At 43.3% G+C, this 17,984-nt stretch carries 15 protein-coding genes; 1 reads left to right on the forward strand and 14 read right to left on the reverse strand.

The features are described from left to right. Positions 1-31 precede the first annotated feature (31 nt). The 4 genes from IGJ74_RS12450 to IGJ74_RS12465 form a co-directional block, all read right to left on the reverse strand. On the reverse strand, positions 32-2,089 hold the full coding sequence (locus IGJ74_RS12450) for a beta-galactosidase (RefSeq protein ID WP_218193205.1): 2,058 nt from the start codon (positions 2,087-2,089) through the stop codon (positions 32-34). A 9-nt stretch (positions 2,090-2,098) separates the two neighbouring features. Continuing rightward, positions 2,099-2,953, reverse strand: coding sequence for a sugar ABC transporter permease (locus tag IGJ74_RS12455; RefSeq protein WP_008378938.1), 855 nt, complete (start codon positions 2,951-2,953; stop codon positions 2,099-2,101). Position 2,954: 1 nt separating this feature from the next. Then, the gene (locus tag IGJ74_RS12460) at positions 2,955-4,190 is read right to left on the reverse strand and encodes a carbohydrate ABC transporter permease (protein ID WP_218193215.1); all 1,236 of its coding nucleotides are present in this window, start codon (positions 4,188-4,190) and stop codon (positions 2,955-2,957) included. A gap of 139 nt (positions 4,191-4,329) precedes the next feature. After that, entirely contained in the window at positions 4,330-5,601 is a 1,272-nt protein-coding gene (locus tag IGJ74_RS12465) for an extracellular solute-binding protein (RefSeq protein ID WP_430608465.1), read from the reverse strand. A 255-nt stretch (positions 5,602-5,856) separates the two neighbouring features. Here IGJ74_RS12465 and IGJ74_RS12470 point away from each other — a divergent pair, with 255 nt between their 5' ends. Next, positions 5,857-6,855, forward strand: coding sequence for a LacI family DNA-binding transcriptional regulator (locus IGJ74_RS12470; protein ID WP_218193206.1), 999 nt, complete (start codon positions 5,857-5,859; stop codon positions 6,853-6,855). Between the two features lie 82 nt (positions 6,856-6,937). Here the strand turns inward: IGJ74_RS12470 and IGJ74_RS12475 are convergent, their stop codons facing one another. The 10 genes from IGJ74_RS12475 to IGJ74_RS12520 form a co-directional block, all read right to left on the reverse strand. Continuing rightward, a complete protein-coding gene (locus tag IGJ74_RS12475; RefSeq protein WP_074535022.1) occupies positions 6,938-7,459 on the reverse strand; it encodes a GNAT family N-acetyltransferase in 522 nt (173 codons plus the stop codon). 17 nt (positions 7,460-7,476) lie between these two features. Then, on the reverse strand, positions 7,477-8,238 hold the full coding sequence (locus tag IGJ74_RS12480; RefSeq protein ID WP_218193207.1) for a YibE/F family protein: 762 nt from the start codon (positions 8,236-8,238) through the stop codon (positions 7,477-7,479). After that, on the reverse strand, positions 8,235-9,266 hold the full coding sequence (locus IGJ74_RS12485) for a YibE/F family protein (RefSeq protein ID WP_218193208.1): 1,032 nt from the start codon (positions 9,264-9,266) through the stop codon (positions 8,235-8,237). The genes IGJ74_RS12480 and IGJ74_RS12485 overlap by 4 nt, the downstream gene beginning before the upstream one ends. A gap of 168 nt (positions 9,267-9,434) precedes the next feature. After that, positions 9,435-10,394: a D-2-hydroxyacid dehydrogenase gene (locus tag IGJ74_RS12490; protein ID WP_218193209.1), complete on the reverse strand. Its 960-nt coding sequence runs from the start codon at positions 10,392-10,394 to the stop codon at positions 9,435-9,437. Further along, positions 10,391-11,722 (reverse strand): APC family permease, encoded by a 1,332-nt coding sequence (locus IGJ74_RS12495; protein ID WP_008378950.1) that lies wholly within the window; start codon positions 11,720-11,722, stop codon positions 10,391-10,393. Before IGJ74_RS12495 ends, IGJ74_RS12490 begins: the two co-directional genes overlap by 4 nt. A gap of 123 nt (positions 11,723-11,845) precedes the next feature. Continuing rightward, entirely contained in the window at positions 11,846-13,066 is a 1,221-nt protein-coding gene (locus IGJ74_RS12500; protein ID WP_042890478.1) for an MFS transporter, read from the reverse strand. 188 nt (positions 13,067-13,254) lie between these two features. Continuing rightward, complete coding sequence (locus IGJ74_RS12505) at positions 13,255-13,854, reverse strand: YczE/YyaS/YitT family protein (protein WP_005234774.1); 600 nt, start codon at positions 13,852-13,854, stop codon at positions 13,255-13,257. A gap of 107 nt (positions 13,855-13,961) precedes the next feature. Then, complete coding sequence (locus IGJ74_RS12510; protein ID WP_086373171.1) at positions 13,962-15,446, reverse strand: response regulator transcription factor; 1,485 nt, start codon at positions 15,444-15,446, stop codon at positions 13,962-13,964. After that, positions 15,439-17,187 (reverse strand): sensor histidine kinase, encoded by a 1,749-nt coding sequence (locus tag IGJ74_RS12515; RefSeq protein ID WP_218193210.1) that lies wholly within the window; start codon positions 17,185-17,187, stop codon positions 15,439-15,441. The genes IGJ74_RS12510 and IGJ74_RS12515 overlap by 8 nt, the downstream gene beginning before the upstream one ends. Further along, a complete protein-coding gene (locus IGJ74_RS12520; RefSeq protein WP_016613577.1) occupies positions 17,180-17,800 on the reverse strand; it encodes a DUF624 domain-containing protein in 621 nt (206 codons plus the stop codon). Before IGJ74_RS12520 ends, IGJ74_RS12515 begins: the two co-directional genes overlap by 8 nt. Positions 17,801-17,984 lie beyond the last annotated feature (184 nt).

A 17,984-nucleotide genomic window follows, 5' to 3' on the forward strand; every position in this document is an offset into this window, starting at 1 on the left:
CATATAATTGACACAATAGTTTTTATTGATCTTATGCTGTCACTTTGATGATCTGCACCTCATAAGGCGCCAACTGAAGAAGTTGGCTTGTCGTTTTTCCAGTAAGCAAATCGATTCCTGAAGTTGCTACCTCTACTTCTTGATTTTCTTCGGAAAAATTCATCACAAAATAATAGGTGGTCGGAGCGAGCTGCTCTTGCTGACTTTCTCTACTTTGGATCGACACGTTCGTTGAACCTTGGCGGACCCACTCATTTTGTAAGCGAAGCTGTTGTGTTACTTCTTGATAGAAGTCTTCCAAAAAGGCTTGATCCGTCCGTCCTCCAAGATAGTAGGCACTTCCTTCACCATAATCATTTACGGTCACTGCAGCTTGACCTTGATAAAAATCTGCACTGTACACCCCTAACGTTTGGGCGGTGTTTGTTTGGACAATACTACAATAATCATGAATTTGGTACTGCTGTTCCTTCATTAAAAGCAGATTTTTTTGCTTCGGATATAACGTATCGATTTCTTTCACAGACACACCAAACAGTTCTTCTAACTCTTGGGGCCATCCTCCTAAATAGGTCAAGTCCGTTTCATTCACGATCCCCGTCAAATAAGTGGAAACCAGTGTCCCGCCATTTTTCGTATACTGTTGAAATTTTTTCATAGTTTCTTTTGGTAAGAGGTAAAGCATCGGAGCGATGATCAATTGATAAGCATCAAAGTCATGATCTTTCGTGATGACATCAACCGCGATGTCATGATCCCAAAAATAGCGGTAATGCTCTTGCAACGTTTGTGGGTAGCGTTTGCTCTCTAAACCAAAACCTTGCGCATCATTGAGCGCCCAATTGTTATCCCAATCATAGATGATCGCCACTTTGGCTTTTTTGTGCAATCCTTTGATTTCTTTGATTTCTTCTAAGGCTTTCCCCACTTCTGCTACATCTTGAAAAACACGATTTTGCTCGTCGTTGTCATGGTCCACGACGGCCCCATGGAACTTCTCAGATGAGCCTCGAGATTTTCGCCATTGAAAATAAAGATTACTATCTGAACCGTGAGCAATAAATTGCATAGAAGACAACAGATGCATCCCGGGGCGTTTCGTGCGGTTGACTGGATGCCAATTCACACCACTAGGGGTTGATTCCATGATCAAAAATGGTTGCTTTTTCAAGCTACGATATTGATCATTGATAAACCCAACCTTACTTGCCAAATCGGCTGTCGTTCCCCAATCATTATGCCAAGCAGGATAACAGTCCCAACTAATGACATCCACATGCTGGGCAAATTTTCCATAATCAAGACTATAAAAGGGAATCAAATCACGGGTATCTGCCATGAAATTCGTTGTGATCGGCACATCTGGAGACAAACGACGAATGTCTTTGATCTCATGTTCATAGAAATCAATAGTCTGATCGGTTACAAAACGATGCCAGTCTAGATTTAGTCCATGAACTTGCATTTCGCCGATCGGTGAAGGAGATTCGATTTGCGACCAATCGGTGATCGTATGGCTCCAGAACGGTCCCCACCAGGCCTCATTCAAGGCTGCTAGCGTTTGATACTTCTGCTTGACCCACTGACGAAAGTTTTCTTGGCAAATAGGACAATGACAATCTCCAGAATACTCATTGGAAATATGCCACATCAATAGTGCTGGGTGATCGTGGTAGCGTTCAGCTAATTTCCGATTGATGATCGCCACTTTCTCACGATAGATTGGCGAAGAAAAACAGTGATTGTGTCGCCCACCGTGTAACATTTTTTCCCGTTTTTCATTGGTCCGGAGAACTTCAGGGTATGCTTTAGACAACCAGGCAGGACGCGCACCGCTTGGCGTCGCTAAAATGACGTTACTGTTTCGTTCGGCGAGCTGATCCATGATTTTGTCTAACCATTCAAATTGAAACACCCCTTCTGCTGGCTCTAAGGCACTCCAAGCAAAAATACCAAGGGAAAATGTATTAGCATGAGCTTTTTCCATTAGTTCTAAATCTTTGGCTAAGATCTCGGGATAATTTAGCCACTGGTCAGGATTATAATCCCCACCATGTAAAAAGCGTTCTTCTAAGTTATATCTTGTCATCTTCTCTTCCTATCCTTTTGTGCCGCCAGCGGTCAAACCGGTGACAAAATGTTTTTGTAATGCAATAAAGACGAGCGCGATCGGAATACTGATCAAAATGGCCCCTGCCGCAAAAGTCGTATAGCTGGCACCCATTTTATCCGTGACTAATTTGTATAACCCGATGGGTAATGTATAGTACTCAGGATTACGTAAAATCACTGAAGACAGGGCAAAGTCTCCCAGTGGTCCGGTGAAACCATTCATGGCAACCACTGCGAGCATTGGTCGAGATAATGGAATCAAAATTTGCCAGAATATTCGCGTATTGCTTGCACCATCTATCTTGGCACTCTCGTCTAAATCTAACGGAATCGAGTCAAAATATCCTTTCAATAAGTACGTGTTCATGGGAATCTGACCCCCAACGTAAATCAAGATCAGCAACCAATGACTATTGATCAAGCCGAGCATTTGCGCCAGTACAAAAATTGCGATCAAGGCAGAGAACTGCGGGATCATTTGTAGTAGTAAGAACAGCATCAATCCATTTTTACGGCCTGTAAAACGAAACCGTGAAAAGGAATAAGCCGTCATGGAGACAAAGATCAGTGACAGGAACATAGTGCATACACTGATTTTCAATGAATTCAAATACCATTGACTATAATATAGCGAGTTGTCACCAGCAAACAATTTCGTGTAGTGACTTAATGTCGGACTCGTCGGAATCAGACTCGTACTTATTAAACTGTTCCCAGGATTAAAACTAGCACCGATCGTCCATAGTAAAGGGTAGACGATCACCACTACCGTAAAAATCAGTACAAGATATGTCAAGGATAGGCGGACAAATTTTTGTTTTTTCATACTTGCTGCCTTCATGTTATCCAACCTCCTTGAATGAATTTGTTCGGCGGAATTGCCATAAAGCAATCGCGATCACGACGATCGATAAGAGAATCGTCAATGCTGCTGCTAGTGCATATTGACTATTTTGCATCGTGAGCTTATAGATCCATGAAACCAAAATATCGGTACCACCAGCGGTCGAACCAGGAACTGCCGGTCCGCCAGAATTAAACAGATAAATGATATTGAAATTGTTGAAGTTAAACGTATATTGCGTAATCAAAATTGGTGCCATTGCATAAAGCAGTAATGGCAATGTGATTCGTCGGAATTTTTGCATAGCTGAAGCACCATCGATGGTCGCCGCCTCATACAAATCATCAGGAATGGATTGCAGCGTCCCTGTAGTCACGATAAAAATATACGGAAAGCCTAGCCAGCCTTGAATCAGTAACAAAGCTAAACGGGTCCAATTCGCACTCGTTAGCCAAGGAATCGGTGAAATCTGGAAGAAATTCAAAATCGTATTATTGATCGCACCAAAGGAATCATTGAACATTCCTGAAAATACCAAGATCGTAACAAATCCCGGAACTGCCCATGGGAGGATCAAAATCGTTCGAAAGAACTTTTTGAATCGTAGTTCTTTTTGATGCACCAGCACCGCTAAAAATATTCCGATAGAAACTTGTAACGTTGAGGCGATCAAGGTCCAGATAACTGTCCAGCCTAGAACATTGAAGAAGGTACTACGCCAAATATCGACAGTAAAAATCTTCTTAAAGGTCTCTAATCCCACCCAATCTGCTAAATTGGCAGGTGCAGAATGATAGAGATCATAGTTCGTAAAAGCTAACGCGATACTAAAGAGAATCGGAAAAATAACAGAAAACACGAGTAAGAAAAATGCTGGGCTACTCATTAAATAAGGATAGCCTTCTCTTAATAGTGCCTGGTAGCTTTCACGGATAGAGTTGACTGGTAGCTCATTGTCTCTTAATTCGCCGTTTTTATAGGCATCACGGATGTTTAAATAATAGAACAACAGACCAAAACCGATGACGATCAAGGCAACTAATCCTTCTGCTAATAAAAAGATGGAATTGTCTCTCGGCACTTCCACGCCTAATGTCACGATGCCCCAAAGTCCCATATTAAATAAATCTTTAAAGACGACAAGATACATAGCAAAAAAGAAGAAAAATAAAGCGCCTTTGCTTTTTTGCCGATTATAAAATTGACCGAATCCTGGTATTATCGAGAATAGCATTGCTCGTTTTGCATACGACTGCGTGTTTTTCACATTTTCGCCCCCTGTAAGAAAAAGCCGCTGACAAACGTTTCGTTCGGCATTACTTGATTCCTAGTGCTGAATCACCATCCGAAACGTTTGTCCTCGTAACGACTTTTTAGTTTTGAATTGCTGCAATGGCTGATTTGATCTGATCGACTGCCTGTGGTAGAGCTATTTTCGGTTCAGCCTTTCCAGTAGCAATGGTTTGCAATGCGGCATCCATTGGTTCCCATACTGAATTCATTTCAGTGATCCCTGGTGTTAGTTCTGCGTGTTGGGACTGAGCGGCGATGGCTGCAGCACTTTCACTTTCTTGAACTGATGGATCATCTGCCAAAGAAGCAACCGCTGGTACTTCTTGTGTTTTTTCATAACGGACTTTTGAATTCTCCTCATTGCTGATAAATTTCACGAACGCTTCAGCTAATTCAGGGTTTTGGGAATAGCTACTTACGTTGTAGCTTTTGACACCGATAAAGGAGCCCATATGTTCACCATTCCCTAATAATGGCAATTCTTTCACACCATAGTCGATGCCCGCTTCTTTATAAGGAGACAAGTTCCATGGTCCCGAGACGACAGCTGCAGCTTTTCCTTCCGTAAATAAAGAGTCCAACACATTGATTCCTTGTTCACCGACCAATCCGGATGGAAAAACACCTGCATCATAAAACTGTTGGATATAGTCCGCTCCTTCGATCGCACCTTCATTAGCTAATCCAATATCTTCAGGGTCATAGGATCCATCGGCATTCTCGCCAAAAACATAACCGCCATAACCGCTCAATACACCTTGTGCGTAATAAATTTGATCCCATAATGCCAGTAACCCATAACTGTCAGCACCTAAAACAGATTTAGAATACTCTAGCCACTCATCCGTTGTCTGTGGCAAGTCTTCTTCGGAAATTAGCTCTTTGTTATAATACAAAATTTGTGTTTCAACCGCTTTTGGTAAGCCGTAAACTTTGCCATCAACGATTTGCGATTGCATTGCTGATTCCGTATACAGATCTTGTAGCGTTTGATCGACTGTTAATTCTTTCAACAACCCTTCGGTAACTGCTGTACCGATTTGATCACCAGGAATTGTGATGACATCCGCACCTGTACCAGCGGGTCCATCCAATCGTAAATCTTCAATCTGTCCACCATAGGCTTTTTCGACCACTTTGATCGTCACATCGTGTTCTTCTTCAAATTGTTTGACTGCCTCTTCAATCCCAGCTGATTTTGCTTGGTCTTCCCAGACCAATAGATCATAGTCCTTATCGCTGCCACTATTTGCTGCAGTACTATCTGTCCCTTCACTTTGTGGACCGCAAGCACCTAATCCTAAAGCTGCTACACTTAAAAAAAGAACTCGAGACATTTTTTTCATCATCATTTCTCCACCTTTTCTTTATTTTGCAAACGCTATCTTCTTGTTTATAATAAATTATTTTACTTAATATGTAAATAGTTTTACTAAATTAATTTCTTCAAAGGAGTAAATAAACGGATAAAATCAAGGTTTATCACACAAATATTTTTTTCGAAATACCTCTATGTTATTAACTTCCACTATTCAGTAAATATATTTAGTAAATTCATTTACTTGGTAAAGTTGTTAGCGTATACTAGAAGAAAGAGGTGAAGAAGATTGGTTACAATAAAAAAAATTGCCGAGCAATCAGGCTTTTCACAAGCGACTGTTTCCCGATTATTGAAAGGCGACGAATCGTTGTCGATCGCAGCCGATACGCGTCAAAAAATTATTCATACCGCTTTATCACTAGGTTATGATCGCTCAAAAATAAAAACAACACTAGAAAAAATCGCCGTCCTTTTCTGGCTGACAGAACAAGAAGAGCTTCAAGATGTCTATTTTCGACAATTGCGAATCTCTTTAGAAAAATATGCGAAAATCAACAATTTGGAAATTCAACTGATCACCCATGAAGATGATGTTTTAGAAACATTGCAAGAGGTCGCCGGGTTTATTGGGATTGGCTCTTTCACTGAGAAAGAAACGCAGCAGTTCAAATCCGTTTGCCCCTATGGTGTCCTTTTGGAAATCAACCCCTGTCCAGAGCTGTTCGATACGGTCAAACCCGATACTGATCGAATGACGCAACTGGCGATCGATCTGTTTTTAACAAAAGGATACCGTAAGATCGGCTTTATTGGTGGCGCTTATCTAAACCCTGATACTCAACGTGCAGAAATGGATAGTCGCGAGATCATCTTCCGTCAAACGCTGGCTCGTCGAGATGCGTTCGATGAGGCGTTCCTGTTTACTGGTGGCAATTTTTCCGTTGAAACCGGCTATCGTTTGGCGAAAAAAATGGTGGAATCCCTTGGTGACAATTTGCCAGAGGCGCTCTTTGTGGCTTCTGACACCGTCGCAGTTGGTGTGCTCCAAGCGTTAAATGAACGATCTATCATCATTCCTGATCGCTTGGAATTAATCAGTATCAATGACAATGAGATCGCAAAATTTGTGGCTCCCCCACTAACAACGTTTAACATCGATGTGGAGGAAATCGCCAAAACCGCGATCGATTTATTGGTGGATCAGATCGTTCATCCTCGAACAATCACCAAAACAGTCCTTTTAGGGGCTGAACTCATCGAACGAAAAAGCTTTACGCAAGCATAAAAAACGCCCCTAGAAAGTTAGAAAAAGCTAACTTCCTAGGGGCATTTCATTGTCTAAATCGAAAAAAGCATTCTTTCGTTTTTCACATCTCTTTCGCCACAGCATACACAAGATGCGGCATGTCCACTTGTCGATAGTGTTTAACAAAGCGATCCACCAGCTTCATTCCATTGCGCAATGCCACATTTATGGAGGCTTGATTGGTCTCACGAATGATCGAATAAACAATGGCGGCATTCAGCGTTGCAAACGCATAGTCTTTACAGGCCTGGGCGGCTTCTGTGGCAAACCCATGATGCCAGAAGTTCTTTTGAAACAAGTACCCAATTTCTAAAACGGCTTCTCCCTTGACGTCTTGCCATGTCAACCCGCATTGACCGATCGCTTGCCCGGATGCTTTCTCAATCACTAGCCACAAGCCAATGTGATCGTTTTGATAGTGTTGCAGCTGTTTGTCGATCCAACCAGTGACTTCTTGCTCACTGAAGGGTCCTTCATAGGCAATCATAACTTCTGGATCTTGCAAAATCTTTTCAATCGCTGGTCGATCGTCATGACTCATTTCTCGCAGCACTAATCGCTTAGTTTCAATTAGTGGTTCCATGGTGGTTGCGCTCCTTCCTATTCCATTCGGTTTCTTTTCAAAAAATACCAACTCGCTGACCATGCGGTGATGGGTAAAATAATCACCGCTGCCAGCCCCGTGATCAAACAAACGATCAATTCTGAGACGAACGCCTTTGAATTGATCATTTCACCAAAGGAGATCGACAAATCTTGAAACCACGCAATCAACGCCAGATTACTTCCCATAAAGGCAAACAATAAGGTATTGATCGTCGAAGACAATACGTCTGATACCACTGTCATACTACTTTTACTTAATGCCTTGATTGAGACTTGCGGGTTTGCTTGAAAAAGTTCATAGGTCGCAGTGCTGATCGCCATACTCCCATCTGCCACCGCCCCCGAAAAACTCATCAAAATGATCGCAGTCATCAATGTCTTAAAATCGATAGCTACATCAAAGGAATACATCGCCAACTCATCGAGTTCCTCTGCCGAAAACCCATGAAGATTCATTGCAGAGAGCACAAGAGGAAATAATAGTAGAAAAAGCCCTAGAAAGACCAACACACAGACAAAGGCAATTTTGGTTTTCTGATTGACGCCGTTCACGAAAAACAAGGTGATCGCCGCCACGGCTAAAAAGGCAACACAAGCCGCTGGTAAAATCGGTGCCCCTCGGTCAATCAGGACCAGTAGCGCTAGAAAGACGGCCACATTCATAAACAGACCTGTGACTTGAAACAGCCCTTCGATCCGAAAAACAGCGAAAGTCAGCAAGAGAAAAAGCAAGATCAACACAAACAAAACAGTCATTTTGCTTTCCTCCTTTGTAGTTCAAAGCAAAGAAGCGTCAACGGTACCGATAAAACCAGCGCAAAGCCGCCGCATAATGTACGCACTATTTCTAAAGAAAGATGCATCGGCAATGCTTGCGACAGCAGCCAGCCATTTGCTAGGTAAAACAATAGCGCTGGCATACTCCCACTTAAATAGGCAAACAACAAGACATTGATCATCGAAGAAGTCGTATCTTGCGCGATGGACCGACCGATCGCTAATCGTTCCTTGCGGCTCGTCTGGGGATTGATGCGTTGGATCTCATCTAAACTGGCAATCAGCATGACGATATTGTCCATGCTGGCACCAATCGCGCCAATCAGCAGACTCCCTAGATAGACACTGCGATACGGACGGGTCAGAAACGACATTTCTTCATAGCGCAACCCATGATCTTGCAAAAGATCCATGGCGAACCGACAGAGAAAAAACGCCAAGAGGACGCTGGCTAACGAGGCAATGATTTTGCGGCTGTCGATCGTACGAAAGCCATAGGAAATCCCCATCGTCAAAACCAACGAGACGATCGTAAAAACGATCATCAAAAAGACCAATGAAAAGGAGCTGTTGCCTTTGTGAAACCAAAGAAAAAGGAGCAGCAAGCCAGTATTCACAAAGATACTAAGCAAAGCCCGTAAGCCCTTTTTGCCACCAATTGCGACTACTGCCATCAGGAATAAGGCAAGGAAGAAAAAGAGATACCCATCCCGTTTTTTTGCTTGTACCTGCCAGCCATCCCCTTCTTTTTGCAAAAGCAGCTGTTGTCCGTTCTGATACAACGGATGAATCGCACCGTTGGGGGTGTATTGCGTAGTGACTGTCCGCAGTACCCCAGCTTCTTCTCCGTTGCGAAGGATCCCTTGAATCTGCTGCTGATCGGCTGTGACTTGAACCGTCTGTACTTCTATAATCGGCTGTGCATAAAAGCGGCTACTTTGGGTTTGGATCAGCCAGCTAAAGACAACCAAGCTGATAAAGACCGCTAGATAATAATACTTTTTCAAGACCGTCTCCTTTCTTTTTCAGCAAAAAAAGACTTAGACAAACCACCAGTCCTACGACCGACCACCTTATGAGGCTAGATGACTGGTCGAAATGGTTACTGTGTTGGCGAGACTAACTGCTTTACTAGTCGCCTGCTTTGTCAAAGTCCTTTTAATTGCTCGTTTTGCTTACACGACATTTTGCGCTGTACCTGCTTTAAAGCCGCTTAGGTTCGCCACAGCGATCCCCATCAAACGACGTCGGGTTTCGACGGGCGCCCAAGCGATATGCGGCGTCAAATAGCAATTTGGTGCTTGCAACAAGGGATTGTCCGCTGCAATCGGTTCTTTCGAGACGACATCTGCCGCCAAGGCTGCAATCTGCCCGGTTTTCAGCGCTTCAGCAACTGCTGCTTCATCAATCAAGCCGCCACGCGAGGTATTGATCAGGATCGCAGAAGGTTTCATTTGTGCCAAAGCTGTGCGATCGATCATTTTTTCTGTCTCAGGAAACTGTGGAACATGAAGGCTAATGATATCTGCTTCTTGATACAGTTCCGCCAACGACACTTGTTTTGCCCAAGCAGCTTGTGCTGGTTTTGGTCGATGATTAAAGTAGATTACTTTCAATTGAAACGCATGTGCGATCGTGGCAACTGCTTGAGCGATCGCACCATATCCAATCAGCCCAATCGTTTTGCCTGCCAATTCCATCAATGGCGTCTGCCAATAAGAAAAATCTTTGCTGGTTTGCCAGTCACCCTGATGCACGGAACGATTATGGTGTCCCACTTGGTTCGTCACTTCCAGCAGCAAAGCAAAGGTCGCTTGTGCCACTGCATTGGTACTGTAGCTAGGAATATTGGTCACGGTGATTCCTTGTTCCCTCGCTGCTGCCAAATCAACGACATTGTATCCAGTTGCTAGTACCCCAATGTAGGTCAATTGCGGACATGCTTTGAGCACATCAGCGGTGATCGGTGTTTTATTTGTCAAAATCGCTTCGGCATCACCGATTCGCTCAATTATTTCTTGTTTATCTGTATATGAGGTACGATCATACACCGTCACCTCTCCTAATTCTTCAAACCCTTGCCAAGCCAAATCCCCTGGATTCAACGCATAGCCATCAAGTACAACGATCTTCATTCTTTCGCCCCTCTCGCTTTTCCTTTTGCTTTTCCATAAAAAACGGGAATTCCTAGTAATGTCACGCCGATTCCCACGACTGCTAACCACGTGTCAGTGATCAAGGTCATGATCAAGATAAAACAGCCACCTAAAATCGCAATCAAGGGAATGATTGGATAGAAGGGAACTTTATACGGACGCTTCATCTGTGGTTCTGTTTTTCGCAAACGAAAAACTCCTACAAACAATAATACACTAAAGAACCACATAACAAAAACCAGCATATCGGTCAAAAGATCAAAGGTGCCTAAAAGCATCATGATACAAGCGATCCCTAATTGTAAAAAGGCCGCCGCATAGGGTGCATTGGTGGTTTTGCTTAAAGTGGCAAAGGTCTTGCTGAAAGGAATCTCATCTTCCAACGCCATCGCATATGGGACCCGCAAGCCAGTCATTGTATAGCCGTTCAATGCGCCATAAACAGAGATCAAGATACCGATCGTGACCAGTTTTCCGCCAAAACTGCCGAACAAGGCCATCGCAGTTTCTGAGGCACTGTTCAAATTACCAGCGATTTGATCGATCGGCAATGTTTTTAAAAAAGCAACATTGATCAACACGTACACCAAGGTAACAAAACTCAACCCAAAGATGATGGCTTTAGGCAAATCTTTTTCGGGTCGCTTCATTTCTCCAGCGACATTGCCGACCCCCATCCAGCCATCATAAGCAAAAAGGGTTGCTAAGAGGGCACTACTGATACCAGCTGCAAGGGAGCCTTGAGTATTGGAAGAAAAATCCACCAATGAGACCGATACTTGCCCTGGTGTCATCAGGCCAGCCACGATAATCACCGCAATCGGAATCAGCTTGACTGCTAAGGTGACGGACTGGACTTGAGCTGCAGCTTTTGTTCCCAAAAGATTAATCAAGGTCACACTCGTTCCGGTCAAAATCGATAAAGGAAGCAAATAATTGCTAGGTAGATGAAATAAGTTCAAACATTGTGTTGCGAAAATAATACTTAAAGCCGCCACGTTCGCTGGAAAGTAAATGATACTTTGTGCCCAGCCTAATAAAAAGGAGGGTAATTTCCCATAAATTCTTTCGATATATCGAATAGGTCCGCCGGTCTCAGGAATCGCCGTCGCTAACTCTGCCACGGTCAAACCGCCGCAAATCGTTAGAAAGCCGGCAAGCAGCCAAACCAACAAGGTCAATCCAGTCGATTGGGTCTGCTGGACCACAGCCGCTGCTTTGAAAAACACGCCGGCGCCAATCACCGTTCCCATTACTGTCGATAATGCCCCAAAAAAACTGATTTCTTTTTTCAATTGACTTTTCACAACATCACTTCCTTTTTAAATGAATAAGTCAAAGTATAGCGGATAGAAACTATCTTGACTAGAGGAATTTCAGAAAACAAAAAGCAAATACCATGAAAAGACGGCATTTGCTCCAAAATTTTTTTATTCTTTTGTGGATTCTTGAAAAACCAGCAACGGAAGCTGTCGTTTTTTGTGCATTTGTTGAACCAAATAAATTCCTGCCAGCAAGATGATCGGGAAAATGATCGCACCTAAAATCCCAACCTGCAGCTGTTGTCCCGTCCATTCGACGATGCTACCGACGACAGCGGGTCCGATTGAACATCCTAGATCTCCCGCTAATGCCAAATAAGCAAATAGCGCCGTCCCGCCGTTGCGAATGTATTGCGCAGAAAGACTAAAGACCCCCGGCCACATGATCCCTACGGCAAAACCGCTTAAGCCGCAGCCAAGGAACCCGATCAATGGCAATGAAGCAAAGCCGATCATCATATACGCCAGTAGGCAAAGCAAAACACTCAAAAACATAAAGCGTTTCAAATCGATTCGTTCTCCAAATTTGCCGTAAAGCAAGCGGGAGATCCCCATCATCAAGGCAAAAACCATCGGTCCTGCCAAATCGCCTAGTGTCTTACTAACACCTAAGCCCTGTTCAGCAAAGGTCGATGCCCATTGGCTGACTGCTTGTTCGCTGGCTCCAGCACAGACCATCATCACCAGAAACAGCCAAAAGCTTTTCAAGGAAAAGAGCTGCCGAGTGGTCAACCCTCGTTCTCCTTCGGCAACGATTGGCGCCAACGGGACTTTGGTAAAGAAAAACAAATTGACCAACGGGATCAGCGCCCAGACGATCGCTAAAATCGGCCACTGTTGAATACCGAACACCATGAAGAACGCCGTTGAGAACAAAACGACCCCCACGTACCCCCAGCAATAAAACGAGTGCAGCATGCTCATCGTTTTTTCCTTATGTTCCGTTGGACAGGCTTCAACGATGGGACTGACTAAAACTTCCAGCAAGCCACCGCCAATGGCATACAGCAAAACCGCTGCTAATAATCCGCTAAACGGGGTCGGAAACCATAAGGGAAAAATGGCTAAACCAATCAAGCCGATCGCTGCAAAAAAATGCGCCGCTACGATCGAAATACGATAGCCGATACGGTCTACAAAAAAGATTGCTGCAAAATCGACGGCTAACTGAGTCAAAAAGTTAAAACTGACCAACAAAGTTATCTGGCTGATTGGTAGCTGGTATTGGCTTTGAAAGGTCAAAAATAATAAGGGGGCAAAATTATTGATCACGGCTTGAACGATGTACCCTACAAAGCAAGCCGCAATCGTCGAACGATAACTTTTCATTTTCACTTCTCCTTTACTCGTCTTATCAGTATACCAAGTCCAATCAGCCGGGAACCATGGAGAAAACACTTTTTTTACCCAGAGAATCTTAAGGAAATCAGGATTCCTCTTTCTTCAGATGATTTCCTTAAATGGAAGCAGCAAAAAAGCTGCCCTCACAGACAGCTTTTTCCGACTTATTCTCAAGGCTAGGCGTTTTTCCTTCGGGCAGCGATGGTTTTCATGGTGGCTTCAAAGATTGGGCCAATAAAGACGATACACAAGAGAGTACCTAACCCAACACTGGCGCCTAACGCAAAACCGATCAAGACCATCGCAGCATCCAAGCCGATACGGATCGTTTTTTGGGTCAATTTGCTTCGTTTATAGATCAAGGCCGTCAAGGCTTCTAACGCCGCTGAACCTTTGTTGGAAGAAACGTAAATGCCGGCGCCGATGCCAAATAAGATCGGTGCAGCGAAAATAGCGATCCATGGGTAGAAAGGCAAATGAATTGATACTTTGTCCATCACTGGTTCAAAGATCCCAATCAACAAGCCTAAGCCGATCCCATTGATAAAACTGCCAATGCCTAATTCGGCACGATCAAAGACTGCAACGATCAACAAAACAACAATGTTAAAACACAAACTGGCTATCCAAAAAGGGACATCGATAAAATTCAAAATTCCTAACAAAAACGTACTGATCGTATCATATCCTTGATGGGCAGTGATCAATAAGGATATGGCTAACGCAATCAGCCCGGTACCTATCAAAACTTGTGCAAATTTTTTGGTTTCTTTCACAACATCACGCTCTCTTCTTTATTTTTCCTCTCTTAGTTTACCGTGAAAGCGTCACAATTACTATCATTTAATCACAAAAACCGGATTTTTTTTGAAGAAATCTAAATTCAATCAAGGGATTCATAATGCTGTTCATAGGTATCGCGAAACTCTTTGGGGGTCAAACCATTCAATTTCTTAAACATTTTGGAAAAATAGTTGGTATTGTTGTAACCAATGCGATCCCCGATCTCACTGATCGTGGCTTTCGAATGAAGCAGCAGCTGTTGGGCTTGCTTGATGCGCACCAGATTGACATACTGATTAAAGCTCATTTCCGTTTCTTTCTTAAAGAGCTGCCCCAAATAAACAACACTAACGTGCAGTTCTTCTGCCGCTGATTTGACCGTCAAATCATGGGTATAACCTTCTTCAATCAGCTGGATCGTCTTTTGAACGATCTCTGAATAACGTTTTTGCGGCGGTTGTGATTTAGCCAATTCCAGCACATCATCAAAGAGTTGCCGCAAATCTGCCAATGTATTGGACTCGCGGATTCGTGCTAAAATCTGCTCATGGTTTTCTTGGGAAAGCACCGGCAGTTGCCGATAAATATCATTGAACAATAAAAAAGAAACATAACGAACATGCTCAGGGTCTGCTTGGGTTTGTTCCAAAATAGCGAACATTTTATCCAACTCATGTTGGATCGTTTTAACATCCCCGATGGTCAGTGCTTTGTTAAAAGATAGAAACGGGAGTTCTTCGTTTCGCTCTAATATATCCACGTGGATCGTCTGTTCTTGTAAGAACAGATCTGGGTAGAAGGCTTGCAGTGATTGAACTTGCTTGATTTTCTCATAGGCTTTATACAAATTCTCCCACTCGTTGATGGTTTCGCTCATGATCAACTGCCAGTCTTTACTATTAAGTTGCTGGGCTAATGCTTTTAAGACAGCGTTGATTTGTTGTCTTGGTCCGGCTGCGGTAATGATCACTTGGTTTTCATCTAATCGCCCTGGTAAGATCAATGGCTGATCGTGTTGCTGAAAAAACGTCGTGATTTTTTGTAAGATCTCGGCAGTCCCATTGAACTGCAAAACGGTAAAGGGTGCTGCTAACGGCACCCTCTGCTGCGCCAGCAAATGGAGGTACTCGCTTTCGTTCAATTCATCATTCAACCAAAGCAGCAGGCTTGATTCTTGATAAAGTTCTTTTTCTGCCAACAGTTTTTGCTGCTCCTCTAACTCAGCTGCAATTGCTTGAACACTGCTACGCAGTTCTTCTTTGTTAACAGGTTTGACCAGATAATTACGCACACCTAACGCCATGCCTTGTTTGACAAAGGCAAACTCTTGATAGCCTGAGAGAATGATCGAGAAGAATCGATTCCCAAACGCTTGCGCTTGGCGGATCATATCGATGCCGTTCATTTCTGGCATCCGAATATCCGTGATCAGCAAATCAACGGAATGTTCTTGTAGATACTCGAGAGCCTCACTAGCACTTTTCGCTGTATGCACCACCTCAAAGCCCAGCTCTTGCCAAGGCAAGATCATCTGCAGCCCTTGCAAGATCATGTATTCATCGTCAACGAACATTGCTTTATACATCTGCCTCATGCCCCCTTTGCAAACTGTTTTCATCTAGACGGATCTTGACCGTAAACCCAGCGGCTGCTTGAGACGTAACATCCATTTGATAGGCGCCGTTGAACATCCCCCGCAACCGTTCGTGAACATTTTTGATCCCGATCGAGGTTTGGGCTCCGATCTCCTGATTTTGCAATTCTTCATGAATCATCCCTAACTGCTGCGGATCTGCGCCTTTGCCGTTGTCTTTGACTTCAATCACGATTTGACCGGCTTCTTTATAAGCTTTGATACTGATGGCGTTATCATTGCGCTGATAATCGATGCCGTGAACAAAATAGTTTTCGACAAGTGGCTGCAGTGTGAACTTCGGCAATTCCAACTGTTCTAATGCCGGATCGATGGTTACATGATAGGCGATCTTATCTGGGTAGCGCATCTGAAACAAGTAGACATATTTTTCACAAAAATCGATTTCTTCTTTTAAGGTCTTCGTCTTTTCTTGCGTCGTGTTGTTCCGTAATAGGGCCGAAAAAGCATAGACGACATCCGCCAGCTCTTCTTGGTTGCGGCTCAAGGCATACATTCGAATGTATTCTAAGGTGTTATAGAGAAAATGCGGATTGATCTGGGCTTGCAATGCCCGCATGTCGGCATCCCGTTGTTTGATCTCCAGTGTGTAAATATCTTTGATGTACTCGTTGATACTGTAAGTCATTTGATTAATGGCTTCTGCGATTTCTTTCAGTTCTTGTTGGACATTGGCGGTATCGATCCGTTTGTCAAAATTCCCTTGGCTGACTTCTTTCGTCGCATAGACGATCTGCTCTACTTGCGATGTATAGCGCTTAAAGGTGCGATGAAGCACCCATAGGACCAATAATAGAATCCCAATCCCAAAACTAAAGATCCAAATGGCGCTGGAAAAAATATCCCGCCAAATCACCCTTTTTGACAACAAAACAAGGGACACTTCTCCGCTGACAGTGGTTTGTTTTTTGATATAAAAGTCTTTCGAAAGAGTGTCGTGAATGGTTCCGTGAGCAACCGCCTGATCAATTTTGGCTAAAGTTTCCTTGCTGAGGTTCGTGGCATCCTTGTAAAGGCGCTGACCATTTGAGGTAAACAAAAAACTGTTGATTCCATGAACTTGGTTGTCTTCTTGTCGATTGGCTAAAACATCGTCTGAACGAAAGATCACGTAGACTTGTCCTAAGGGCTGGGCATAATTACTTGGTTGGGCGATCGAACGAACAAAAAACAGACGATTTTTTAAATCAATCTGTTTGCCGCTGTGTTTTTCTCCATAAGGTGTATCCGGCGTTGCCACTAATGTCTCATTGCTTTCATCCAATTGAATGATGATCTCTTCGATACTAGGATGATTACGAATCAAACGATAGAGAATATTGGGCAAGTATACACTCTGTCCCGTCTGGCGAAAAATATCATTACTATAGGAAAAATAATCTGGCAATGAAAGCTGCAAATAGTTGCGTAATGATTCAAAGGCGGTATCTGAACTAGTAAATTCGCCAAGTACCGTTGAAACAACGGTATTTTGATCTTGCACGTAAGCATCCAGCTGCAAGCTTGTGCTCTCCACTAAACGTTCACTCGTAGTAAAACGATCCGCTCCGGTATAAGCGGTCAGGACCAACATAATAATGATGGAGATGATCACCAAGAGTACACTGTACAGCTGCATCAACTGATTGATCAAAAAATCGTGTTTGAACAAACGAAAACGCCACTTAGTCATGTGCCAAATCCCGATCAATGACGTTTTTTTCCTGACTGATCGCCACATGGCACCATAAAATCAGTAAGCTGAAGGTTCCAAAGAGCAAGAGCCCTTTCATCATCCAAGTAAAAACTAGAATACTAGCGATCCCAACCAGCAATTTTAGAAAGGTCGCCATATGAAGAAACAGACACACAAAGGACAATTTCAGGTTATTCCACAAGGATATCTCATAAGACGTGTCAAAAACCACACTTAACAGGTACAGTAAAATACTCAATCCACTGACAACAACTAAAACAAAAGAGATCATCAACCAAATCAAGCCTTGGATCTGGGTAGCTAAATACAGGTTATACACTAAGAACCCTGTCAGTAGGAAGAACAGATAAAACTGCTTATTGGCCTTGACAAAGACGTTGCGCCAAATGCGCCATGCGCTACGAAAACTTTGATTCTCATAATTTAGTCCATCTTCGTGGATCAAAGCACTGATGGTATGAAACGCTGGACCAATCCCTAAGATTCCCCCACCGGCAAGCGTCAATACGACAAAAAACAAATTCAACTTCACGATCGCCCAAATCAAGCGAAAGCCCTTGACCAACCCGCTATTTGCTGTTTCTTCCATTTAAAATTCCTCCCTTATTTGTTCCCTACCGAAAATGTAGCATGATTTCAGCTTCCTACTCAAGCTACCTGAGAATCTTTTAATGCTATGTACGTTTTAGATGCAACATGCTTGCTGTTTGAACGTTAAAAACAAAAGTAACGTTTTTTATCAAAGATTTTGCTATTTACTTTAAAAGAAAAAG

Source organism: Enterococcus sp. AZ009 (assembly GCF_050548785.1).
Taxonomy (GTDB): domain Bacteria; phylum Bacillota; class Bacilli; order Lactobacillales; family Enterococcaceae; genus Enterococcus_D; species Enterococcus_D entomosocium.